At 50.3% G+C, this 17,294-nt stretch carries 16 protein-coding genes; 12 read left to right on the top strand and 4 right to left on the bottom strand.

The genetic code is table 11. The features are described 5' to 3' along the window. Nucleotides 1-67 precede the first annotated feature (67 nt). From IFO68_RS13845 to IFO68_RS13895, 11 genes are all read left to right on the top strand, one after another. Nucleotides 68-583 carry a GNAT family N-acetyltransferase gene (locus IFO68_RS13845; protein WP_311567478.1) on the top strand — a complete coding sequence of 172 codons (516 nt, stop codon included), beginning with the start codon at nt 68-70 and terminating at the stop codon, nt 581-583. A 419-nt stretch (nt 584-1,002) separates the two neighbouring features. Further along, entirely contained in the window at nt 1,003-2,919 is a 1,917-nt protein-coding gene (locus IFO68_RS13850) for a 3-dehydroquinate synthase (protein ID WP_192016443.1), read from the top strand. Further along, nucleotides 2,916-3,842 carry a UbiA family prenyltransferase gene (locus IFO68_RS13855; RefSeq protein WP_192016444.1) on the top strand — a complete coding sequence of 309 codons (927 nt, stop codon included), beginning with the start codon at nt 2,916-2,918 and terminating at the stop codon, nt 3,840-3,842. Before IFO68_RS13850 ends, IFO68_RS13855 begins: the two co-directional genes overlap by 4 nt. A 17-nt stretch (nt 3,843-3,859) precedes the next feature. Further along, complete coding sequence (locus IFO68_RS13860) at nt 3,860-4,804, top strand: EboA domain-containing protein (RefSeq protein WP_192016445.1); 945 nt, start codon at nt 3,860-3,862, stop codon at nt 4,802-4,804. Further along, nucleotides 4,791-5,675 carry a TatD family hydrolase gene (locus IFO68_RS13865; protein ID WP_225445231.1) on the top strand — a complete coding sequence of 295 codons (885 nt, stop codon included), beginning with the start codon at nt 4,791-4,793 and terminating at the stop codon, nt 5,673-5,675. Before IFO68_RS13860 ends, IFO68_RS13865 begins: the two co-directional genes overlap by 14 nt. Nucleotides 5,676-5,715: 40 nt before the next feature. Continuing rightward, the gene (gene eboE, locus IFO68_RS13870) at nt 5,716-6,918 is read left to right on the top strand and encodes a metabolite traffic protein EboE (protein WP_192016446.1); all 1,203 of its coding nucleotides are present in this window, start codon (nt 5,716-5,718) and stop codon (nt 6,916-6,918) included. Then, nucleotides 6,911-8,296, top strand: a complete 1,386-nt coding sequence (locus IFO68_RS13875) for an alkaline phosphatase family protein (protein ID WP_192016447.1) — start codon at nt 6,911-6,913, stop codon at nt 8,294-8,296. The genes eboE and IFO68_RS13875 overlap by 8 nt, the downstream gene beginning before the upstream one ends. Before the next feature lie 9 nt (nt 8,297-8,305). Next, a complete protein-coding gene (locus IFO68_RS13880; protein WP_192016448.1) occupies nt 8,306-10,234 on the top strand; it encodes a hypothetical protein in 1,929 nt (642 codons plus the stop codon). Nucleotides 10,235-10,248: 14 nt separating this feature from the next. Next, nucleotides 10,249-11,295, top strand: a complete 1,047-nt coding sequence (locus IFO68_RS13885) for a ferritin-like domain-containing protein (protein WP_192016449.1) — start codon at nt 10,249-10,251, stop codon at nt 11,293-11,295. Between the two features lie 9 nt (nt 11,296-11,304). Next, a complete protein-coding gene (locus IFO68_RS13890; protein ID WP_192016450.1) occupies nt 11,305-12,096 on the top strand; it encodes a VOC family protein in 792 nt (263 codons plus the stop codon). After that, nucleotides 12,093-13,133 carry a hypothetical protein gene (locus tag IFO68_RS13895; protein WP_192016451.1) on the top strand — a complete coding sequence of 347 codons (1,041 nt, stop codon included), beginning with the start codon at nt 12,093-12,095 and terminating at the stop codon, nt 13,131-13,133. Before IFO68_RS13890 ends, IFO68_RS13895 begins: the two co-directional genes overlap by 4 nt. Nucleotides 13,134-13,240: 107 nt before the next feature. On the opposite strand, the gene IFO68_RS13900 is transcribed toward IFO68_RS13895, so the two are convergent. From IFO68_RS13900 to IFO68_RS13910, 4 genes are all read right to left on the bottom strand, one after another. Continuing rightward, nucleotides 13,241-14,029 carry a hypothetical protein gene (locus IFO68_RS13900; protein WP_192016452.1) on the bottom strand — a complete coding sequence of 263 codons (789 nt, stop codon included), beginning with the start codon at nt 14,027-14,029 and terminating at the stop codon, nt 13,241-13,243. A 268-nt stretch (nt 14,030-14,297) separates the two neighbouring features. Continuing rightward, nucleotides 14,298-15,605, bottom strand: coding sequence for a mechanosensitive ion channel family protein (locus IFO68_RS13905; RefSeq protein ID WP_192016468.1), 1,308 nt, complete (start codon nt 15,603-15,605; stop codon nt 14,298-14,300). A 332-nt stretch (nt 15,606-15,937) separates the two neighbouring features. Next, nucleotides 15,938-16,165, bottom strand: a complete 228-nt coding sequence (locus IFO68_RS22160) for a phage integrase (protein WP_419555445.1) — start codon at nt 16,163-16,165, stop codon at nt 15,938-15,940. Then, a complete protein-coding gene (locus tag IFO68_RS13910) occupies nt 16,074-16,262 on the bottom strand; it encodes a hypothetical protein (RefSeq protein ID WP_192016453.1) in 189 nt (62 codons plus the stop codon). The genes IFO68_RS22160 and IFO68_RS13910 overlap by 92 nt, the downstream gene beginning before the upstream one ends. 278 nt (nt 16,263-16,540) lie before the next feature. Between IFO68_RS13910 and IFO68_RS13915 the strand changes: the two genes are divergently transcribed. After that, nucleotides 16,541-17,107, top strand: coding sequence for a sce7726 family protein (locus tag IFO68_RS13915; protein ID WP_192016454.1), 567 nt, complete (start codon nt 16,541-16,543; stop codon nt 17,105-17,107). Nucleotides 17,108-17,294 lie beyond the last annotated feature (187 nt).

The following is a 17,294-nucleotide window of genomic DNA, read 5'->3' on the forward strand; positions in this document are numbered from 1 at the left end:
GTTTTTTCTTCCGTCTTGTTCGGTTTTTTCGAATGAGTGGTATGCGTATGTTCTGGATTGAATTTAAGTGTTTGATACTATGCTGTTTATTATCAAAATGAAGATGAAACAGGATGAAGTAAGCATGGATGCCTACCCGATTCGACTAAGAAAAGCGACATGGGCAGATATGGACTTTTTGTTGGAATTGCGTGATCAGACAATGCGACATCATTTGCAAAAGGCTGGTGCTCTGACAGACAAAGATGCCTATAAAAACCGAATTCTCTATCATTTCGATGACGCGCAAATTGTGGAAATAGCCGATAAGCGTGTTGGCTTGTTTAAAGCATTTTATCAGGCAGATCTGAACCAGTGGTATCTGGTTCAGATTCAAATCCTTCCCGAGTATCAGAATCATAAAATAGGCAGGGCACTTATCACCGAGCTGATAACTAAAGCGACGGACAACAATGAGTCTGTAGCCCTGAGTGTATTGAAAGGCAGCCCAGCCCGGCGTTTATATGAACGTCTTGGCTTCCAGTGTATGAGCGAATCTGAACTTGAATTCAATATGCTTTTTCACCCAGTTGACAGGGAGTAACTATGGTGGCGATACGAATGATAGGTAACCTGAGATCTTCGGGTGAGTAATAATCCAGATCCTTTGTATTAAAAATTTAATTTAAATGATTGGTTTTCAATCGTTATTGAGTTTATTTGCTCGTATGTTTTCATGTAACTGACTTTATTGTTCTTTACATTTATTTTCCTAATCAGCTCGCAATCTAAGCCTTTGGTTGAGTGTATACCGTGTTCTTCCATTAGCCCTTATTCTGGTAGGGCTATATTCAACTCAAACAACAATTATTCCTTCATGGAAACTATGTGGTGTGATTATTGACTCAGCGCTGAGTGACCAGAGTGACTTTTTGCTTACTGTTGACAGGGACAAGTCAGTAAGCGAGTGCGAAGTACCCGGTCGGTGAGTCACCCACTTTTAGTTGAGCAAGGTTGGGACATATGGATACATTTCAACGAACAGGCACTGGCTTGCTGCTTTACTGTGCAAGTGTAATGGCCCTGATCATCGTCAGCTTTTTGTTATTTGAACAGGATGCAATGCGATGGGTGTCATCATCCATCTCTGAGCTGTCCGGTTATCATGGTTCCCGGCTTTTTCTGCTCTTTCTCTTTGTTGTCGTCATACTGGCATTTGACATTATTTTGCCTGTTCCTTCGAGCGTTGTGGCAATGTTTGCTGTGGCCGTTTTAGGTCCGTTACCTGGTGCGGCCTCTGTCTGGTTGGGGCTGACCCTGGGTTGCTGTATTGGGTACTGGCTCGGCGACTGCTCTGAAAAATGGATTGGTATGCGCTGGTTATCTGTTAAAGAACGCCAAAAGGCACGGCAACTAGCGGACAAAATAGGGGGCGGTGCGCTCATCATGATGCGGGGGGTGCCCGTACTTGCGGAGACCTCAGTGATTGCGGCTGGTATGGTTCAGTACCCCTTTGTCAAATTCCTTGTATTAACGTCGCTGGCCAATAGCTGGTTGGCGGGAGCTTATGCGTATGTCAGCCTTTATAGTGATAAGAGCGATCCTTTCCTGTTAGTGGTAGCCGGCAGTGTGCTGATTCCGGTTGTTGGCTGGCTGCTGCAGAGACTTTGGCAACGTGCGACTTTTACAGCCAGTGCATCGGCATCGGACATTCAGCCGTTAGCAACAGAAATCCAGACAATCAAAGCTCGCTTCACCGTTCACTATCAATATCCCGTCTGTTTTACTCACGATGTCTTTTCCCTCAGCAACTCTGATTTATTGACGCTCTTGCTCAGAGCCCGCCGGGAAGAGGCGGCTCAAGGCTGTGTTTTGATTGTTGATGAGGGCGTGGTGAATGAAAGTCCTGACTGGCTGGAACGGGCGCAGGCTTATTTTCAGCAACATCATCAATACATACATTTAAAAGGGCAACCATTGGTAGTGAAAGGCGGGGAAGTGATAAAACAGGCATCGCAAACAGACAAGCTATATCAGTACCTGCTGAGGCACCAGATTGACAGACACAATGTGGTTATTGCGGTGGGTGGTGGCGCAGTGCTCGACACTGTGGGTTATGTGAGCGCTACGTTTCACCGCGGCATTAAATTATTGCGGATGCCAAGCACAGTGCTGGCCCAGAATGACGCGGGTGTCGGGGTGAAAAATGGCGTGAACGGTTATGGGGCAAAGAACCTGATTGGTACGTTTTGTCCACCGTTCGCTGTTCTTAACGACTTTTCGCTGCTCAATACTTTGTCATACCGTGATCGTCGTGCTGGTTTGGCGGAAGCGGTGAAAGTGGCCGCCATTCGCAGTACTGAATTTTTCGACTGGTTGGAAAACAACGCGCATTCGCTGAATACCTTTGACGATCAGGCCACCCAATTTGCCATCGCGCGGTGTGCCGAGCTGCACATTAACCAGATTACGCTTGCCGGTGATCCCTTTGAAACAGGAAACGCCCGCCCGCTGGATTACGGCCACTGGGCGGCACATAAACTGGAAGCCATGAGCCACTATGAATGTCGTCACGGCGAAGCCGTTGCGATAGGGATGGCACTGGATGCTTATTATGCGACAGAGATCGGTCTGTTGAGCCAGAGTGACCAGAAAAGGCTGATTCAGCTGCTGACAGGGCTCGGTTTTTCCTTGTGGCATCCGGCACTGGATCAGTGTGATAAGCAGGGTCAGCCTGTGGTGTTTCAGGGGCTGGAAGATTTCCGACAGCATCTCGGCGGCCAGTTATGTGTCACGCTTTTGTCGTCCGTCGGGGTGGGTGTTGAAGTGCACGACATCGATGCAGACCGGTTGTTTATCGCGTTGCTGGCCCTGAAGCGTGATCATCAGGCTGACATCGCCGCGCAAAGTGAATCGCTCACTTGGTCGGAGGTGGGATGATGCGGCTGCATACCTGGCTGACACTCGGTCGCGCATCCAATCTGCCCAGTGTCTGGAGCAATGTGTTTGCTGCCGCGTTGATCGCGCAGGCCAGCCTGAGCCATGAGGTTGTGGGAAGCGAAGAAGAATGGTTACCGGGCAGTGTGAGCCTGCAGATCATACTCTGGGCCGGTTGCCTGTTATCACTCTCGCTGATGTACCTGGCCGGTATGTTTCTCAATGATGCCTTTGATGCCAATTGGGACAGGCATAATAACAACGCCAGGCCAATTACTCAGGGTAAGGTATCTGCAACTGCAGTCTGGCTCAATGGGTTGGGGATGCTGGTGCTGGGAATGGGCCTGGCAGGCAGTTTGTATCAGCGTGCCGTTCCCGAACAGGCTGCATATGGCTGGGTTGCGGTTGGTTTACTGGCGGCTTTAATACTGCTGTATAACCGGGTACATAAGCAGTTCAGACACAGCGCGGTGCTGATGGGCGGATGCCGTTTGGGCGTTTATCTGGTTGCCGCCTTAATGCTGGCAGATATCACCCCTGAGTTGTTTCTCGCGGCATTGGCGCTGTGTCTCTATATCAGCGGAATCACCTATGTCGCCCGTGAAGAACACACCAACAAAGTGTCTCAGTTCTGGTCTGTCGGCTTGCTTTTCCTGCCTGTTATTCTGGTCAGTTTTCTTGGTTATACCTTTCCCTATTTCTGGCTCTATGCCTGCTGCCTGAGTCTGTATTTGCTTTATACCATGCAGCGATGCCTGTTCACTCCGCACAAAAATGTGCGGGGCTTTATCGGCGGGCTGCTTGCTGCTGTACCGCTGCTGGATGGCTTAATGCTTGCCAGTATGAATTTGATTCTGCCCAGCCTGTTGTGCGTGGCGGTGTTTTTCATCATGCCTGGTTTACAGAAGTGGATACAGGCAACCTGATCGTGTGAGACCAAGTCATGCATTCACGACGTTTCGATACTCCGCTCAGTCCCTTTTCACCCGATGCGCTGCAAAGTGAGCTGGCGGTAGCGCTGACCCCTGAAGCCCGAATCTGGCTGCAGGTCGCCAGAGATAAAATTCTCGGCACCCAATCCGTGGAGGACGCGGTATCTGCTTTACTGCTCACCAGTGCCATGGCGCGGCGAAAGCTGGGAGAGCAGGCGCTGCCTTATCAGCCGGAAGGTACAGATTGGCAGGTTGATCAGGCCGGGCGTCTGCTTTTGTTACTGACATTGAGAACCATAGTGCCTGCGGCGAACTGGAGTGATGTGCTGTTCTCTGCCTATCGCCAGTTTGACGAAAACGAGAAGATTGTTGTTGTCAGGGCACTGGACTGGCTGTCCAGCCATCACGAACTGAACCGGATTGCGCACGAAACAGCCCGTACCAATGATGTGAATCTGTTCGCGGCACTGGCGCTTAACAACGCCTACCCGGTGAAGTATTTCAACGAGCGGGCGTTTCATCAATTAGTGCTCAAGGCGCTGTTTCTTGATTTGAATATTGAATCAGTCAGAGGGCTGCCACTGCGCCAGTCGGCTGAACTGACACAACTTTGTGCGGATCTGGTGCAGGAACGACTCCTGGCTGAACGCGAAGTCCCCGAGTCTGTCTGGCTGGGGATGCGCTTTCGGTATTTGTCCGACAGTGGCAAAGATACCTATATGGGTTTTGTCTTTTCAGAATCTGACGCTCATCAATACTACACCTTGCTGGCACTGGCCAATAATGGTGCGCAGGATTGCCCGGATCCGTTCTGGCAAAGGCTTTCAGCAAGGCATTCATCGTCGCTTACCAGCGAGGTTCAACAACTGATTGACCATCTTCTGACTTCGTCTCGCTTTGGCCATTCTCAATCGTTTTCTTCACTAACCGGGTACTTCAATCATGACATATTTTGATCCGCATATTCATATGGTGTCACGCACCACGGACGATTATCAGCGTATGTACGCCGCCGGTATTGTCGGCGTTATTGAGCCGGCTTTCTGGCAGGGACAGCCACGGACTTCTGTGGGCAGTTTCATTGATTATTTTGACACCTTGTTAGGCTGGGAAAGATTCAGGGCCAGCCAGTTTGGTATCCATCATTACTGCACCATGGGGCTTAACCCCAAAGAAGCCAACGATCTGGGACTGGCGAATGAAGTCATGGCGGTACTGCCACGCTTTCTGGCAAAAGACGGTGTGGTTGCCGTTGGTGAGATCGGCTACGACGATATTACGCCTGAAGAAGAGCTGTTTATGGCAGAACAAATGCAGCTCGCGATGGAGTTTGAACTGCCGGTACTGGTTCACACCCCGCACAGAGACAAAATAGGCGGTACGAAACGCACCATTGCCTTGATCCGTGAAGTGGGTATTCCTGAACACATGGTCATTATCGATCACCTGAATGAACAGACGCTGCCTCTGGTGATGGAAACCGACTGCTGGCGCGGCCACTCTATCTACCCCAATACCAAGATGTCTGAACACCGTATGGTAGCGCTGCTGAAAGAGTACGGACTGGAAAAAATGGTGGTGAACAGTGCCGCAGACTGGGGATGCAGTGATCCGCTCAAAGTGCCGAAAACAGGCGCAGCGATGCGGCAGGCGGGGTACAGCGATGCGGATATCACCAAAGTGCTGTTTGATAACCCGATAGATTTCTTTGCTCAAAGCGGACGTATCAGCAAAGAAGACGTCAGTGTCCCCATCAGCGTTGATCAGACCAGGTTATGGGAATCCAACTCGGCGCTGCGCGGGCAAACACCCATAGTCGAAAGCTGATTACAGTCCCAGAAATCAAATCACAAGGAGTGGTGTGCATATGTGGCGACGGAGTGAATTGACTTACTGCAGCAATCTCCATCCAGGCGAGCAACTGGCCGATGTGGAAGAGAATCTGGCCCGGTATTTTTCCCGTGTGATGGCCAGGCGCGCTTTGTCAGAGATGGCAAGCGGCCTTTGGCTCAGTGCCGCCGCTGCCAGTACGTTACAGTTGCCTGAATCGTTAAAAGCGTTCAGAGAAACCCTTCAGCGACACGGTGTTGTACTGACCAGCCTGAACGGATTTCCCTATGGAAACTTTCATCAGACCAAGGTGAAAGAGGCGGTGTATCTGCCAGACTGGAGTGAACCGGATCGGCTGAACTACACCTGTCAGCTGGGCGTGGTTCTGGCAAGCTGCCTGCCTGAGTCAGTTGCGCAGGGAACGATTTCGACCTTACCTTTAGGCTACCGGCACCGATGGAGTGAGGAAAAGCAGCAAAGGAGTATTGAACAGCTGTTACGGCTCAATGCCGAACTGGCTGTGCTGAAAGAGCTGGAGGGCAAGCACATAATGGTATGTCTGGAGATGGAGCCCGATTGTGTGCTGGAAACTACATCCCAGCTGATCGCGTTTTTCTCGGCGCTGACGGCCGCCAATGGCGGATATCCGGCGCATCTGGGCGTGTGTTTCGATGTGTGTCATCAGGGCGTGATGTATGAAGATAGCTATGATGCCTTACGCCGTATCACTGAAGCCGGTATCACCATAGGAAAAATCCAGATTTCCAATGCGTTTGAAGTGGATATGCAAAGTTTGCAGGATCCCGTGTCAGATGTGCACGAGTTGCTGGTTGAATTTGCCGAAGCGCGCTATCTGCATCAGGTAAAAGCCTGTCGGCCGGACGGAAAAATTATCGCTGTGCCGGATTTGTCTGAGGCATTAGCGTCAATGTATATGGCGCGCACCGGACTTAACGATACAACGAGCTGGCGGGTGCATTTTCATATACCGCTCAGCTTTTCATCCTGTATACACCCGGCGATCAAGCCCTTGCACGGCACACTCAATGGTGTTTTTCAGTTCCTTGCTGACTATCCGGACGTCGTGAAGCCCTGTCTGGAAGTCGAAACCTACACCTGGGATGTGTTGCCCGCAGCCCTGCAGCCTCAGGATGATGATGCCCTGATTGACGGTATAACCGGCGAATTGCACTGGCTGGAACAGCAGTTGGCCGACAGAGGGTTGTTACATCATGACTAAGCCCTTAATCGTGATCAATATTGTCGGGCTCACACCTGCTTTGCTCGGTGAGCACACGCCTCAGCTGAATGCGCTGGTTAATGACGGCATCATGTTACCCATGCAAGGGGTGTTTCCCGCGGTGACGGCAACGGCGCAGGCCACCATGCTGACAGGACTGTCGCCCGGTGAGCACGGCATTGTAGGCAACGGCTGGTATTTTCGCGAACTGGCAGAAGTGAAATTCTGGCTGCAACCCAATCAACTGGTTCAGGGCGAGAAAATCTGGCACAAACTTAAACGGGACAATCCCGGACTGAAATGCTCACAATTGTTCTGGTGGTACAACATGTATGCGGATGTCGACCATGCGATCACGCCGCGTCCGCATTACCCTGCCGATGGCCGCAAAATCCTGGGCCTGTATTCAGAACCGGCGCAGCTTCATCAGGAAATCGAAGCCAGAGTCGGCACGTTTCCTTTTTTCAATTTCTGGGGGCCGACGGCCGATATCCGATCCAGCCGCTGGATAGTCGATTGCGCCATGCTCGAATTCACACTGAACCGTCCGCACCTCCAATTGGTGTATTTGCCGCATCTCGACTACAACCTGCAGCGTTTAGGGCCGGACTCACCGGAAATTGCCAAAGATCTGGCAATGATCGATCACGAAGCCGGACGTTTGCTTGAGTTTGCCCGTGAGCAGGGTGCCGATGTCATGGTGGTTTCTGAATACGGCATTACTCAGGTCAGTCAGTCGGTGCCGGTCAATCGCCTGTTACGCGAAGCCGGTTTATTGCGTGTCCGAGAGTCACTGGGCTGGGAACTGCTCGATTGTGGCAGCAGCCGCGCTTTTGCCGTTGCAGATCATCAGGTTGCGCACGTGTATGTCAAAGATCCGGCTGATATTTCTGCGGTGAAATCTCTGCTGCAGGCACAACCTGGCATTGAGCGGGTGCTTGACGGCCAGGATCAGCAAGCATTTGGCATTGCTCATTCCCGCTCGGGAGAGCTGGTGCTGATCGCTGAGCCGGGCTGCTGGTTTAATTATTACTACTGGCTGGATGACAGCAAAGCCCCTGACTTTGCCCGTACTGTGGATATCCACCGCAAACCCGGCTACGACCCGGTAGAACTGTTTGTCGACCCTACGATTCGTTTCGTCAAACTGAAAATCGCCGCCCGATTGCTACAGAAAAAACTCGGGCAGCGCATGCTCATGGACGTCATTCCTCTGGATCCTTCTCTGGTGAAAGGCAGTCACGGGCGTCTGGCCGAGCGGCCAGAAGATGGACCGATATTCATTACCAATAATAAGCAGATGTTAGACCGGTTGAATAAGCCGGATTGTCTACCCATGCAGCAAGTCTGTGGTCTGTTGCAACAGCACTTTCAATAGCGAGGCAATATGAGCTACTTAAATAACTTGCGGATGGTGTTTTCCGGCCGGTTTCAGTCGGACGTATCGACCGTCAATAATGATGTGCGTCATTTCGATGTCGACAAGTTCGTACCTGAGTATCAGGAGTACGGCCCGGGTGCGACCAATGGCTGGTGGAATCCCTGTGGTTCCGGTGCGTTTCGTTTGATCGACTGCAGAGTAACGCAGGTCGGCTATCAGAACGGTACAACCACCAGTGACCCGGCGAAAGATCCTGTCATCGGTATGCTGCTGGGCGGTTCCAATGATCTGGTCAGTGCCAAAATGGTGGATCTGGATCCCCAGATGCAGATGGTCTCTGAAATCTGGGGGCTGACCATGCGGCTGACGGACGGAAAGACGCCTGATTTCGTGGCAGGACGTTTTTTACCTGCGCCATTCCGTGACATTTTATTCGGCAGGCAGCAGGGCGGCGGTGCCGGCGATCAGGCCGCCACGGCGATTTATCAATCGGTACTGGAGGATCTGAGCTGGGTTGATAGCAGCCATTCCCCCTTTCTTCAGCAGCTGAAAGCAATGACAGAGCAGGTTGGAAAATTGTCTGTTCGCATGATGCTGTACAGCTACAACATGGATCATAAGAATCCGGACTTTACCATTGGTCGCGTCAGCGGGGTGATTGGCCCGGCATTAGATTATGAGCCGGATACCTTTGTGCTCGGGCGTCGTTTTGCGCCAGCCAACGGCGAGAGCACGACGCAGAATATTAATTTCTTTAATGCCCAGGTGGATGCCACCAACCGCAACCTGTGCGTTGACTTCAGTAATGCGTTGCCGCTGTCGGGTACTGATGGCGCCTTTGTTGATCTTGGCAAGATGCAGCTGGTGGTATTAGAACCGCCTTTTGAGAACATCAAAGAAGGGGACACACAGCTAATCTCTGGCAATCAGTTTATTCCGATTGGCGGTGCGATCCCTTATCTGACACCGGACTGGCTCAATACTGAAGGGGCCTTGTTCAATGTGACTGATCTTGACCCGACCCTGCTTCAGAAAATACAGTGCCAGCCGCTGGCCTTGCTGAGCACGAACAACAACGGCGTGCTGATCCGGGAAACGGCAGAAGGGCTGCTGGTGCGGGCCGATCAGGTTGTCCATCGCTTAAATCCGGCTGTGCCTGTGTCGGTCGATCTCTATGCGTCCCGCTATGGCATCCCTGCTGCCGGAGAAAAGATTGCCGTGACGCTGCAGCCACCGGCAAAAGGTATGGGCGGCGGCGGCCCGCAACCGGCAGATGTGCCTATTCCTGTCATCAACATCCCGGCGTCTGCCATTGCTCTCGGCCAGACAGTTGCCACCGACGCACACGGCAAGGCGCATTACGGTTACAAGGTTTCAGCGCCGGGTAATCCCAGAGAGTATATCGACGGCCAGGTGTACTTACTCAGTTACACACCGGTCAGTGATCCGGGTTATATCCAGCAGATGTTTGATTTCATTGCCAATCTGGTCTTTGACAAATTTACCGTGCCCGATAAACCCACCTGGGATGACATCAAGCCCATTATGAGTCAGTACAACAACCTGTACCCGATCATGGGCCGTATGCTGGTTAATCTCAGCAGTTACGATTCCATGGTGAGATTCCGCAATCTGCTGGAACTGGCTTTCTCCCGCGAGCAGAGCGATCCGAATTATATGCCTGTCACCCGTGATCTTTCCGAGCCTAAGCGACAAATGGTGCTCAAGTGGCTGTGCGAGCAGGATGCCAACGGTAATTATCTGCTGCGAAGAGGGCAGAACGACGCGCCTTTACCTATTGAGCCCTGTGCCTCTTGTGAAATCAGCTCGCCACTGGCAAAAGCCAGCCTGGAAGCGGAATCATCACAAGATGTCAAAGGTTCAAAAGAACTGGCCGCGGAGCAGTATCGCCGCAACCTCACTCAACAAGATTAAGGGCGGGTACGAACATGTTGAAACTCAAAAGACAAATCATTGATAAAATCCACGACATTTCCGAAGTGAGCGAATTGCGTGAGTATCTGCAAAGCGCGATCGAGCTTGAACACGCCACTGTGCCGGTGTATCTGACCGGGATGTTTTCGCTGAAACAGGCGCAGAATGTCGAAGCCAGCAACATAGTTCGCAGTGTTGTGATCGAAGAAATGCTGCACATGAGTATCGCCTGTAATGTGCTCAATGCAATTGGCGGTGCGCCGCAAATCAACAAGCCCGATTTTGTTCCGACCTTTCCTGGTCCGTTGCCAATGGGAGTGGGCGAAGACAGAGGGCTAATTGCCACCCTGGCACCTTTGACGAAAGAACAGGTGAAAACCGTGTTCATGGCCATCGAAGAGCCGGAAAATCCCATTGATATACCTGTTAGCAGTTTGCTTCAGGCGGATGCCAATTACGCCACGATTGGTGAGTTTTATCAGGCGATCATCGACAAGATCGTACAATTGGGAAACAGCATTTTTACTGGCGATCCCAGCCGCCAGCTGGCCGACACCAAGTGGTTTCCTTCGGATGAATTGTGGGCCGTGACGGATGTGGAAACAGCCTGTCGCGCACTGGAATTGATTGTTGAACAGGGTGAGGGCAGCAGTAAATCCCCGACGGATGAAGAAGGCGAACTGGCACATTATTACCGTTTTGCCGAAATTTATTATGGTAAGCGCCTGGTCAAAGACGCCAGTTCACCGGTCGGCTGGTCATTTAGCGGCGAACCCGTGCCGCTGAATCCGGAGGATGTGTATAACCTTAAACATAATGCTAAGGCGCAAGATTACCCTGAGGGCAGTACGGCCCGGCGCTACGCGGATCAAACCAATTACACCTACTCTTCTTTGCTGAACTCACTGCATCACACCTTCAACGGTGAGCCGCAGCAGCTGGATCATGCCATGGGGCTGATGTATGAACTGCGATTAAGCGTACAGAAAATGGTCACGATTGACTTAGGCAATGGCGAGTTTGCCGCACCGCCATTTCAGTATGTCGCAACCAACGTGTGAGGCTGGTGTATGACGAATCCGTTTGTTTTCCACGAGATTGTCACGCCAGCACCCTTTGACCTCAGCCATTTTTATGGCGAGGTCTTTGGCTGGCAGTTTCAGCGTATTGATGATCAGGGAACATTGTACGCAATCCGTTCTCCGACACCGGGCTGCGCGCCGGTTGGTCTGCTGACAAAAACCTCGGATGAGCCGGGGTTTTCCCAGAACACACTGTTTTATATTCAGGTTGAGGAGATAGATACATTTTTGCCAAAAGCGGTATCGCTTGGCGCTCAGATCGTGATGCCCGCAATGGCTTCTTCTCTCGGAGAATGGCAGTACCGCCTGGCTGTGCTGTGTGATCCGCAGGGAAACCACTTCGGTGTAATGGAGCCTGTGACCCGAGCCGGGCAAGTGGTTGCGCTTCCCGGAACGCCTTTTGATTTCAATGAAATAGTAACCGCACATCCTACGGAGCTGGTCGCGCGCTTTTATCAGCCCTTGTTTGACTGGACGATTGAGTTGACGGGCTCTTCGGAAGCGCCTTTTTATACCATCAGCACCGGCCGGAACGCGACACTGAGCGGCGGTATTGCGAAAGTCAGTGAGCTGCCCGGGTTTAATTCCTACGCCGGCTTTTATATCCGGGTGGACGATATAGCCCTCAGTTTAGAGAAAATTGGCATGATGGGCGGTGAAGTGATCATGCCGGAAGTTACTGTGCCATTAGGGGATGAAAGGGTATCTATTGCCATGTTCAGCGACCCGCAGCGAAACCAGCTGGGATTAATTCGCCGGATTCAGGGAGTGAAGCCATGAGTTCATTTCGTATCGAAAGAGAAGATTTGCTGCTAGGTGGCCGTATTTTCGGCGCTTTCACTGTTGGCGTCTTGAGTTCTGGCGCTTTGGCTGCCATCGTCATGAGTAGCGCCGTTTATGCTGCCGACAATGATGATGCCCCGGATGTGTATTTCACTATGGGTGTGCATAATGACTTTGGCTGTCAGCCAGCGTCTAAATGCCTGCCACAGCGTCAGGCGGGTGATCCGAGTGATCCTCAGTACCCGGAATACTGGATCAGCGACTGGACCATGTTTCGGGTGTTCCAGAACTATGCAAACAATCCGCCTCCTTATACCAATCCCCCTGCCACACTGAGTCAGCAGGATTACACGGTTTCATACGGTACGACCTATTACGACAGTACATACCGGCCAGCAGACGGCGATGGCGAAGGGGCGATGATGGAGCAGTACCACAAATACTGCCTGCCCATTTTCCCGATAGAAAATAACAATTATTCTTGTTCGTTTGTGTCTCTCGGAAACAAGGCGTATTTCCTGACCTATCCGGAAGACAGGCCAGCCGATATGCCGGAGTGCTGTCTGTTCTCGCCGCAAAATCATCCGCCGCGACGGGATTTTATCAAACACTTACCTTATAGCGCGAACCGAAGCACACTATTGAATGGCTCAATCCAGGCCTATGCACTTACCCTGCAAGGGCCAGAACCTATCTTGTTTGGTTATGCGTTCAACAAAGCTCTGTCGCCTGACGCCGCGACCGGCGAATGGTACAGACATCCACAGTCTTTTTACTTTTCGGGAGATTCGCAAACAGCAAAAGCACCGATTGTCAGCCAGAACTACACCAGTTTTCGTAAACAGCGGCCTCAGGCTGCAGATACCTGGGATAAAGTCGGCCAGATGTGTACGGCGCAACCTTTACCCAAGTGCCAGTTGTTTACGTATCAGGAGCAACAGGACAACAAAGCATTGCAGGCCGTTCCGGCAAAACGCGGCGCAGGTGTCTGGAGTGATTTGAAAGCGCCACGCCTCAAACCCTCGGGTGATTGAAGAGCCAGAGAATGTAACAGGACAGGCACTTTTGTGGGTACTTTTGCGGTGGCTGGGGCAGTAAGATTATCGGGACAGGCTGGCTATATCGTCTGTCCCGATTCAGGTTACAGGTCTTTCTGATTCGCCGATGCCCAGCTTTGCTGAAATCCTGCCACCCAGAATCTGACCTCATGCTGAGTTTGCGGCAGTTGTATGGTGGCCCATTCGTTCATCGAAAATATGTCAAAGACAGACTGTAGTCCTTCACGTGAATTGGGCGTGGCAGTTAATGCATTGGACTTTGCATCACACCAAACGGTCATTTTCACATCTACGTCATTAACCGGAATCGTCGCTGTCGTTGTTGGTTCGATCTGGCTGCAATCGCCTTCCCAGTCAAAATAGACCGCCAGGTTGCCAGATTTTGACCGTGTCAGGGACGAGAGAAAATTTCTCGCCGTTAATTTTTTAGACACCTGCTGAAATGTTTCATTCAGCTTTGCTTTTACCCTAAAGGCATCATTGGATGTGAGTGTCACGCCCTGAACTAATTCTTCCCGGGTACTCAGAATGCCTAAGCTATAGGTTAAGAAAAACAGGATATCACCATCTATTTCGTCATTGCTGAACTGCAACAAATAATCATTGGATGCTGTCTGAGAAAGGTTTTCTGCAATTACAGTAAGGCTTTTTCTTCGTTGAGAGACATTTGAAAAGCTTTGGATGGAGAGCGGATAAAAAGAGGTAATGGCCTGATTTTCAGTGATACTTTCGGCACGAAAATTAAAGTAACTGACCATCTTGCCGTCCACTTCATCTATTTTCGTGTAACCAGCATGTGCGTTACCAGCCTCAGCATGTACGTTAAATACGATAAAAAACGAAAGTGCGAGAAATAAAAATTTAACCATCATGACTCTCCAAAGATTCGACGGTTCAGGCTATCACAGGTGATTTGACTGGCAGTTCTTTGATCAGAATTTAGTGAAGCTGGCCGAATAATTCAACGCCGTTCTGGTACCCAGATGACAGAAATTAACGGGACAGGCACTTTTGTCTAATGGCCAAGCGATGTTAGCGGGACAGACACTTTTGGAATTTAAAGGGACAGACACTTTTGTGTCATGACCAGATTCAGTCAGGACAGACAGATTCAGTCTGCCCTGACTAACTTGCACGTCTTTAATTCATCTTCATCGGTTCAGCTACCTGCGCGGATCGCGTATCGGATGCCATATTCTGCGGTGTGGCTGTGCTTCTGGCATAGTGCCATTCGCGAAAATCACTGCCAGTTGGCGCTTGTGAAACGCGCAATCCGAACTCGGGAAGTACGGCATACAGGTGATCAAAAATATCCGATTGGATCTGCTCGTATTCCACCCAGACTGTGGTATTGGTAAAGCAGTAAATCTCCAGTGATATCCCTTCATGAGAAGGCGGCAACTGGCGCACCATCAATGTCATGTGTTGATGAATATTAGGGTGCTGGCGAAGGTAGCGTTCCAGATACGCACGAAAGCTGCCAAGGTTCGTTAAGCGACGGCCATTGATGCGGCAGCCTAAATCCGACTGCTTTTGTTCGTTGTACTGATTGATCTCTGCCACTTTATGCTTGATGTAAGGTTCGAGCAGCTGGGCTTTTTCCAGATAGCGGATCTCATTGTCGGCCAGAAAATGTACGCTGGTGGCGTCAATCAGCACGCTGCGTTTAATACGGCGTCCCCCCGACTGCTGCATGCCTTTCCAGTTCTTAAACGAATCAGAAATCAGCGCGTAGGTCGGAATCGTTGTAATGGTTTTATCCCAGTTCTGCACTTTCACTGTGGTCAGACTGATATCAATCACATCACCGTCGGCGCCGTATTTCGGCATTTCCAGCCAGTCCCCCACACTAAGCATTTTATTGGCGGATAACTGGATGCCCGCAACCAGCCCCAGGATGGGATCTTTAAACACCAGCATGATCACCGCGGTCATCGCACCCAGACCGCTGAGCAGTATGACCGGAGATTTGCCGATCAAAATAGAGGTGCTCAGCAGGGCCGCAACTACAAAAAAGATGATTTTCAGACTCTGCGAAATGCCTCGCAACGGCATATTGCGGCCAGCCTGCGTGCGGCCTAACAGCACTTCAATAACGCCCAGTACCGCGTAGAGTGTCAGCAAGCTGTACAGCACAATCCACAGCGACGTGAAGGTTTGCAAAATCTCATACACGGCACTGTCGCCAGACAGCCATAACTGGGTTTGCACCGCAATCACAATGCCCTGAATCAGCAGGGCAAACCGGCTGAAGAGCTTTTTGCCAAACACAGCCTGATGCCAGAGCGTCTCGCTGTGCCCGGTGAACCGGTTCAGCCACAGAATCACACCGCGGTGCAGTATGAAATGAATCACGACAGAGATACCGGCGATCAACCCCAGCGCCTCGCCGAGATCTATCAGTTGATCAACATTAATATTGTGAGAAGTAAACCATTCAGTAAGCATGAAAAATAGTGCTGCCATTAATCCCAAACAGGCCGCCAATGTAGCATGGATAGCGGCTTTTCAACATGAGGGAGAATGTTAAATCTCTGGGTGGGGGAGTGGGGATGGCTCTGACACGAATTAGGATACAACTGAGGTCTTCTATTTCCCTGTTTTTTAGATCATGAAGTAACGCTGCACCAATGTAGTAGAAATGATTGTATACTGCCAATGATTCTTCCAACTGGTTTTGTCAACCCAATCACCCAGTTCTTTCAGTTTACTGAATACTGCTTTGAATCGAGAAAGTTCTGGATTGAGAGTAGCGATAGAGGGCGAGCCTTTTGCCAGCATCAAGCAACAAAATTGATGTCACCGGCCATTCGTAGTTGGCGGAAGTTGGAATAGATTATACTGGCAAACCTGGTTGCCAATGGGTTGCCCATAGTTCTAGCCATGTTGTTCATTTTGTCGTTGATCACCTTGTCATTACTTAGGCTGACCACGTACATTGAATACCAAATGATCAGAAGGTCGAGCAGGTTGGCGATCGGCCGCAACACCAAGCGACGGTTTCTCATCCACTTCACGCATGGTATGCAGTTCAAACCCTGAGGCTTCCCCTTTCTTGTAAAGCGTTTTCTTACACGTGTTCCAGAACGGCCATTGGGGTAGCAATCGCAAATCCAACCGCCATCCTAAAGTTTTCGAACTGCCATAATGAATGAGTGCTGTTCATATATACAGGTTTTAATGGTGCATTAATGTAAATCAATGTTTATTCATGTAAATAGAACCATTGCGGATAATGATTTCTTTGTGAGATTGATTGAATTCCACCTAGCTTACTGACGATTTTTTGCCGAAAAGCTCCTAGTATGTTGATCGAAGGCAAATGGAGTGTATGATTGCCGACCGCTTAAACACTCAGGACTTGATTAGGCAGGCTAGCAGCAATGAATGATATAGATGTACGTAATGCAGTTCACAAAAAGCTATTGAAGAGGCATCACTCTGATGCGGATACCTTAGTTTTGGATGAGCTTGGCATCTGTCTTGGTGCTTGTCGGGTTGATATTGCAGTGGTTAATGGAATACTCCATGGCTATGAGTTAAAAAGTGCCAAAGATACTTTGGAGCGTTTGCCTGCCCAGGTGAAGTATTACTCCGCAGTAATGGACAAAGTTACCCTTGTCGTTTCAGACAACCACTATGAAGAAGCAAAAAAAATTGTTCCAGACTGGTGGGGGATTAAAGTGGTTACTCAAGGATCCAGAGGCGGGATTCATATTACTCATGACCGTGCGGAGAAAGCTAATAGAAGTATAGATCCACTAAGACTAGCTCAACTTCTTTGGAAGGAAGAGTGCTTAACACTATTGGAAAAATGGGACTCACTCAAAGGTAATAAGAGCAAGCCCCGTTTCAAGCTATGGGAAGTCGTTACGCAAGTTGTACCAAAGAGTGAGCTCCAAAATGAAGTTCGATCTCATCTTAAGCAACGAACTAGTTGGAGAACCTGAGGTTTAGGGAACTGCAGGCAACTGTTGTGAATAGTTATATAGTTGCTCGACAACGAGTGTAAGGTGTATTAGTTCTGACTAGATCTGACACTTCAATTTGAAATGAAGAGAGTTACCCACTTTGATTAAAGGTGCTGAATCCGTAATCAAAGACAATAAGAGGTAACTCTCATGCTTCATACTAGCA

Origin of the sequence: Photobacterium arenosum, from assembly GCF_014841115.1 — a bacterium.
In the GTDB taxonomy this organism is placed as follows: domain Bacteria; phylum Pseudomonadota; class Gammaproteobacteria; order Enterobacterales; family Vibrionaceae; genus Photobacterium; species Photobacterium arenosum.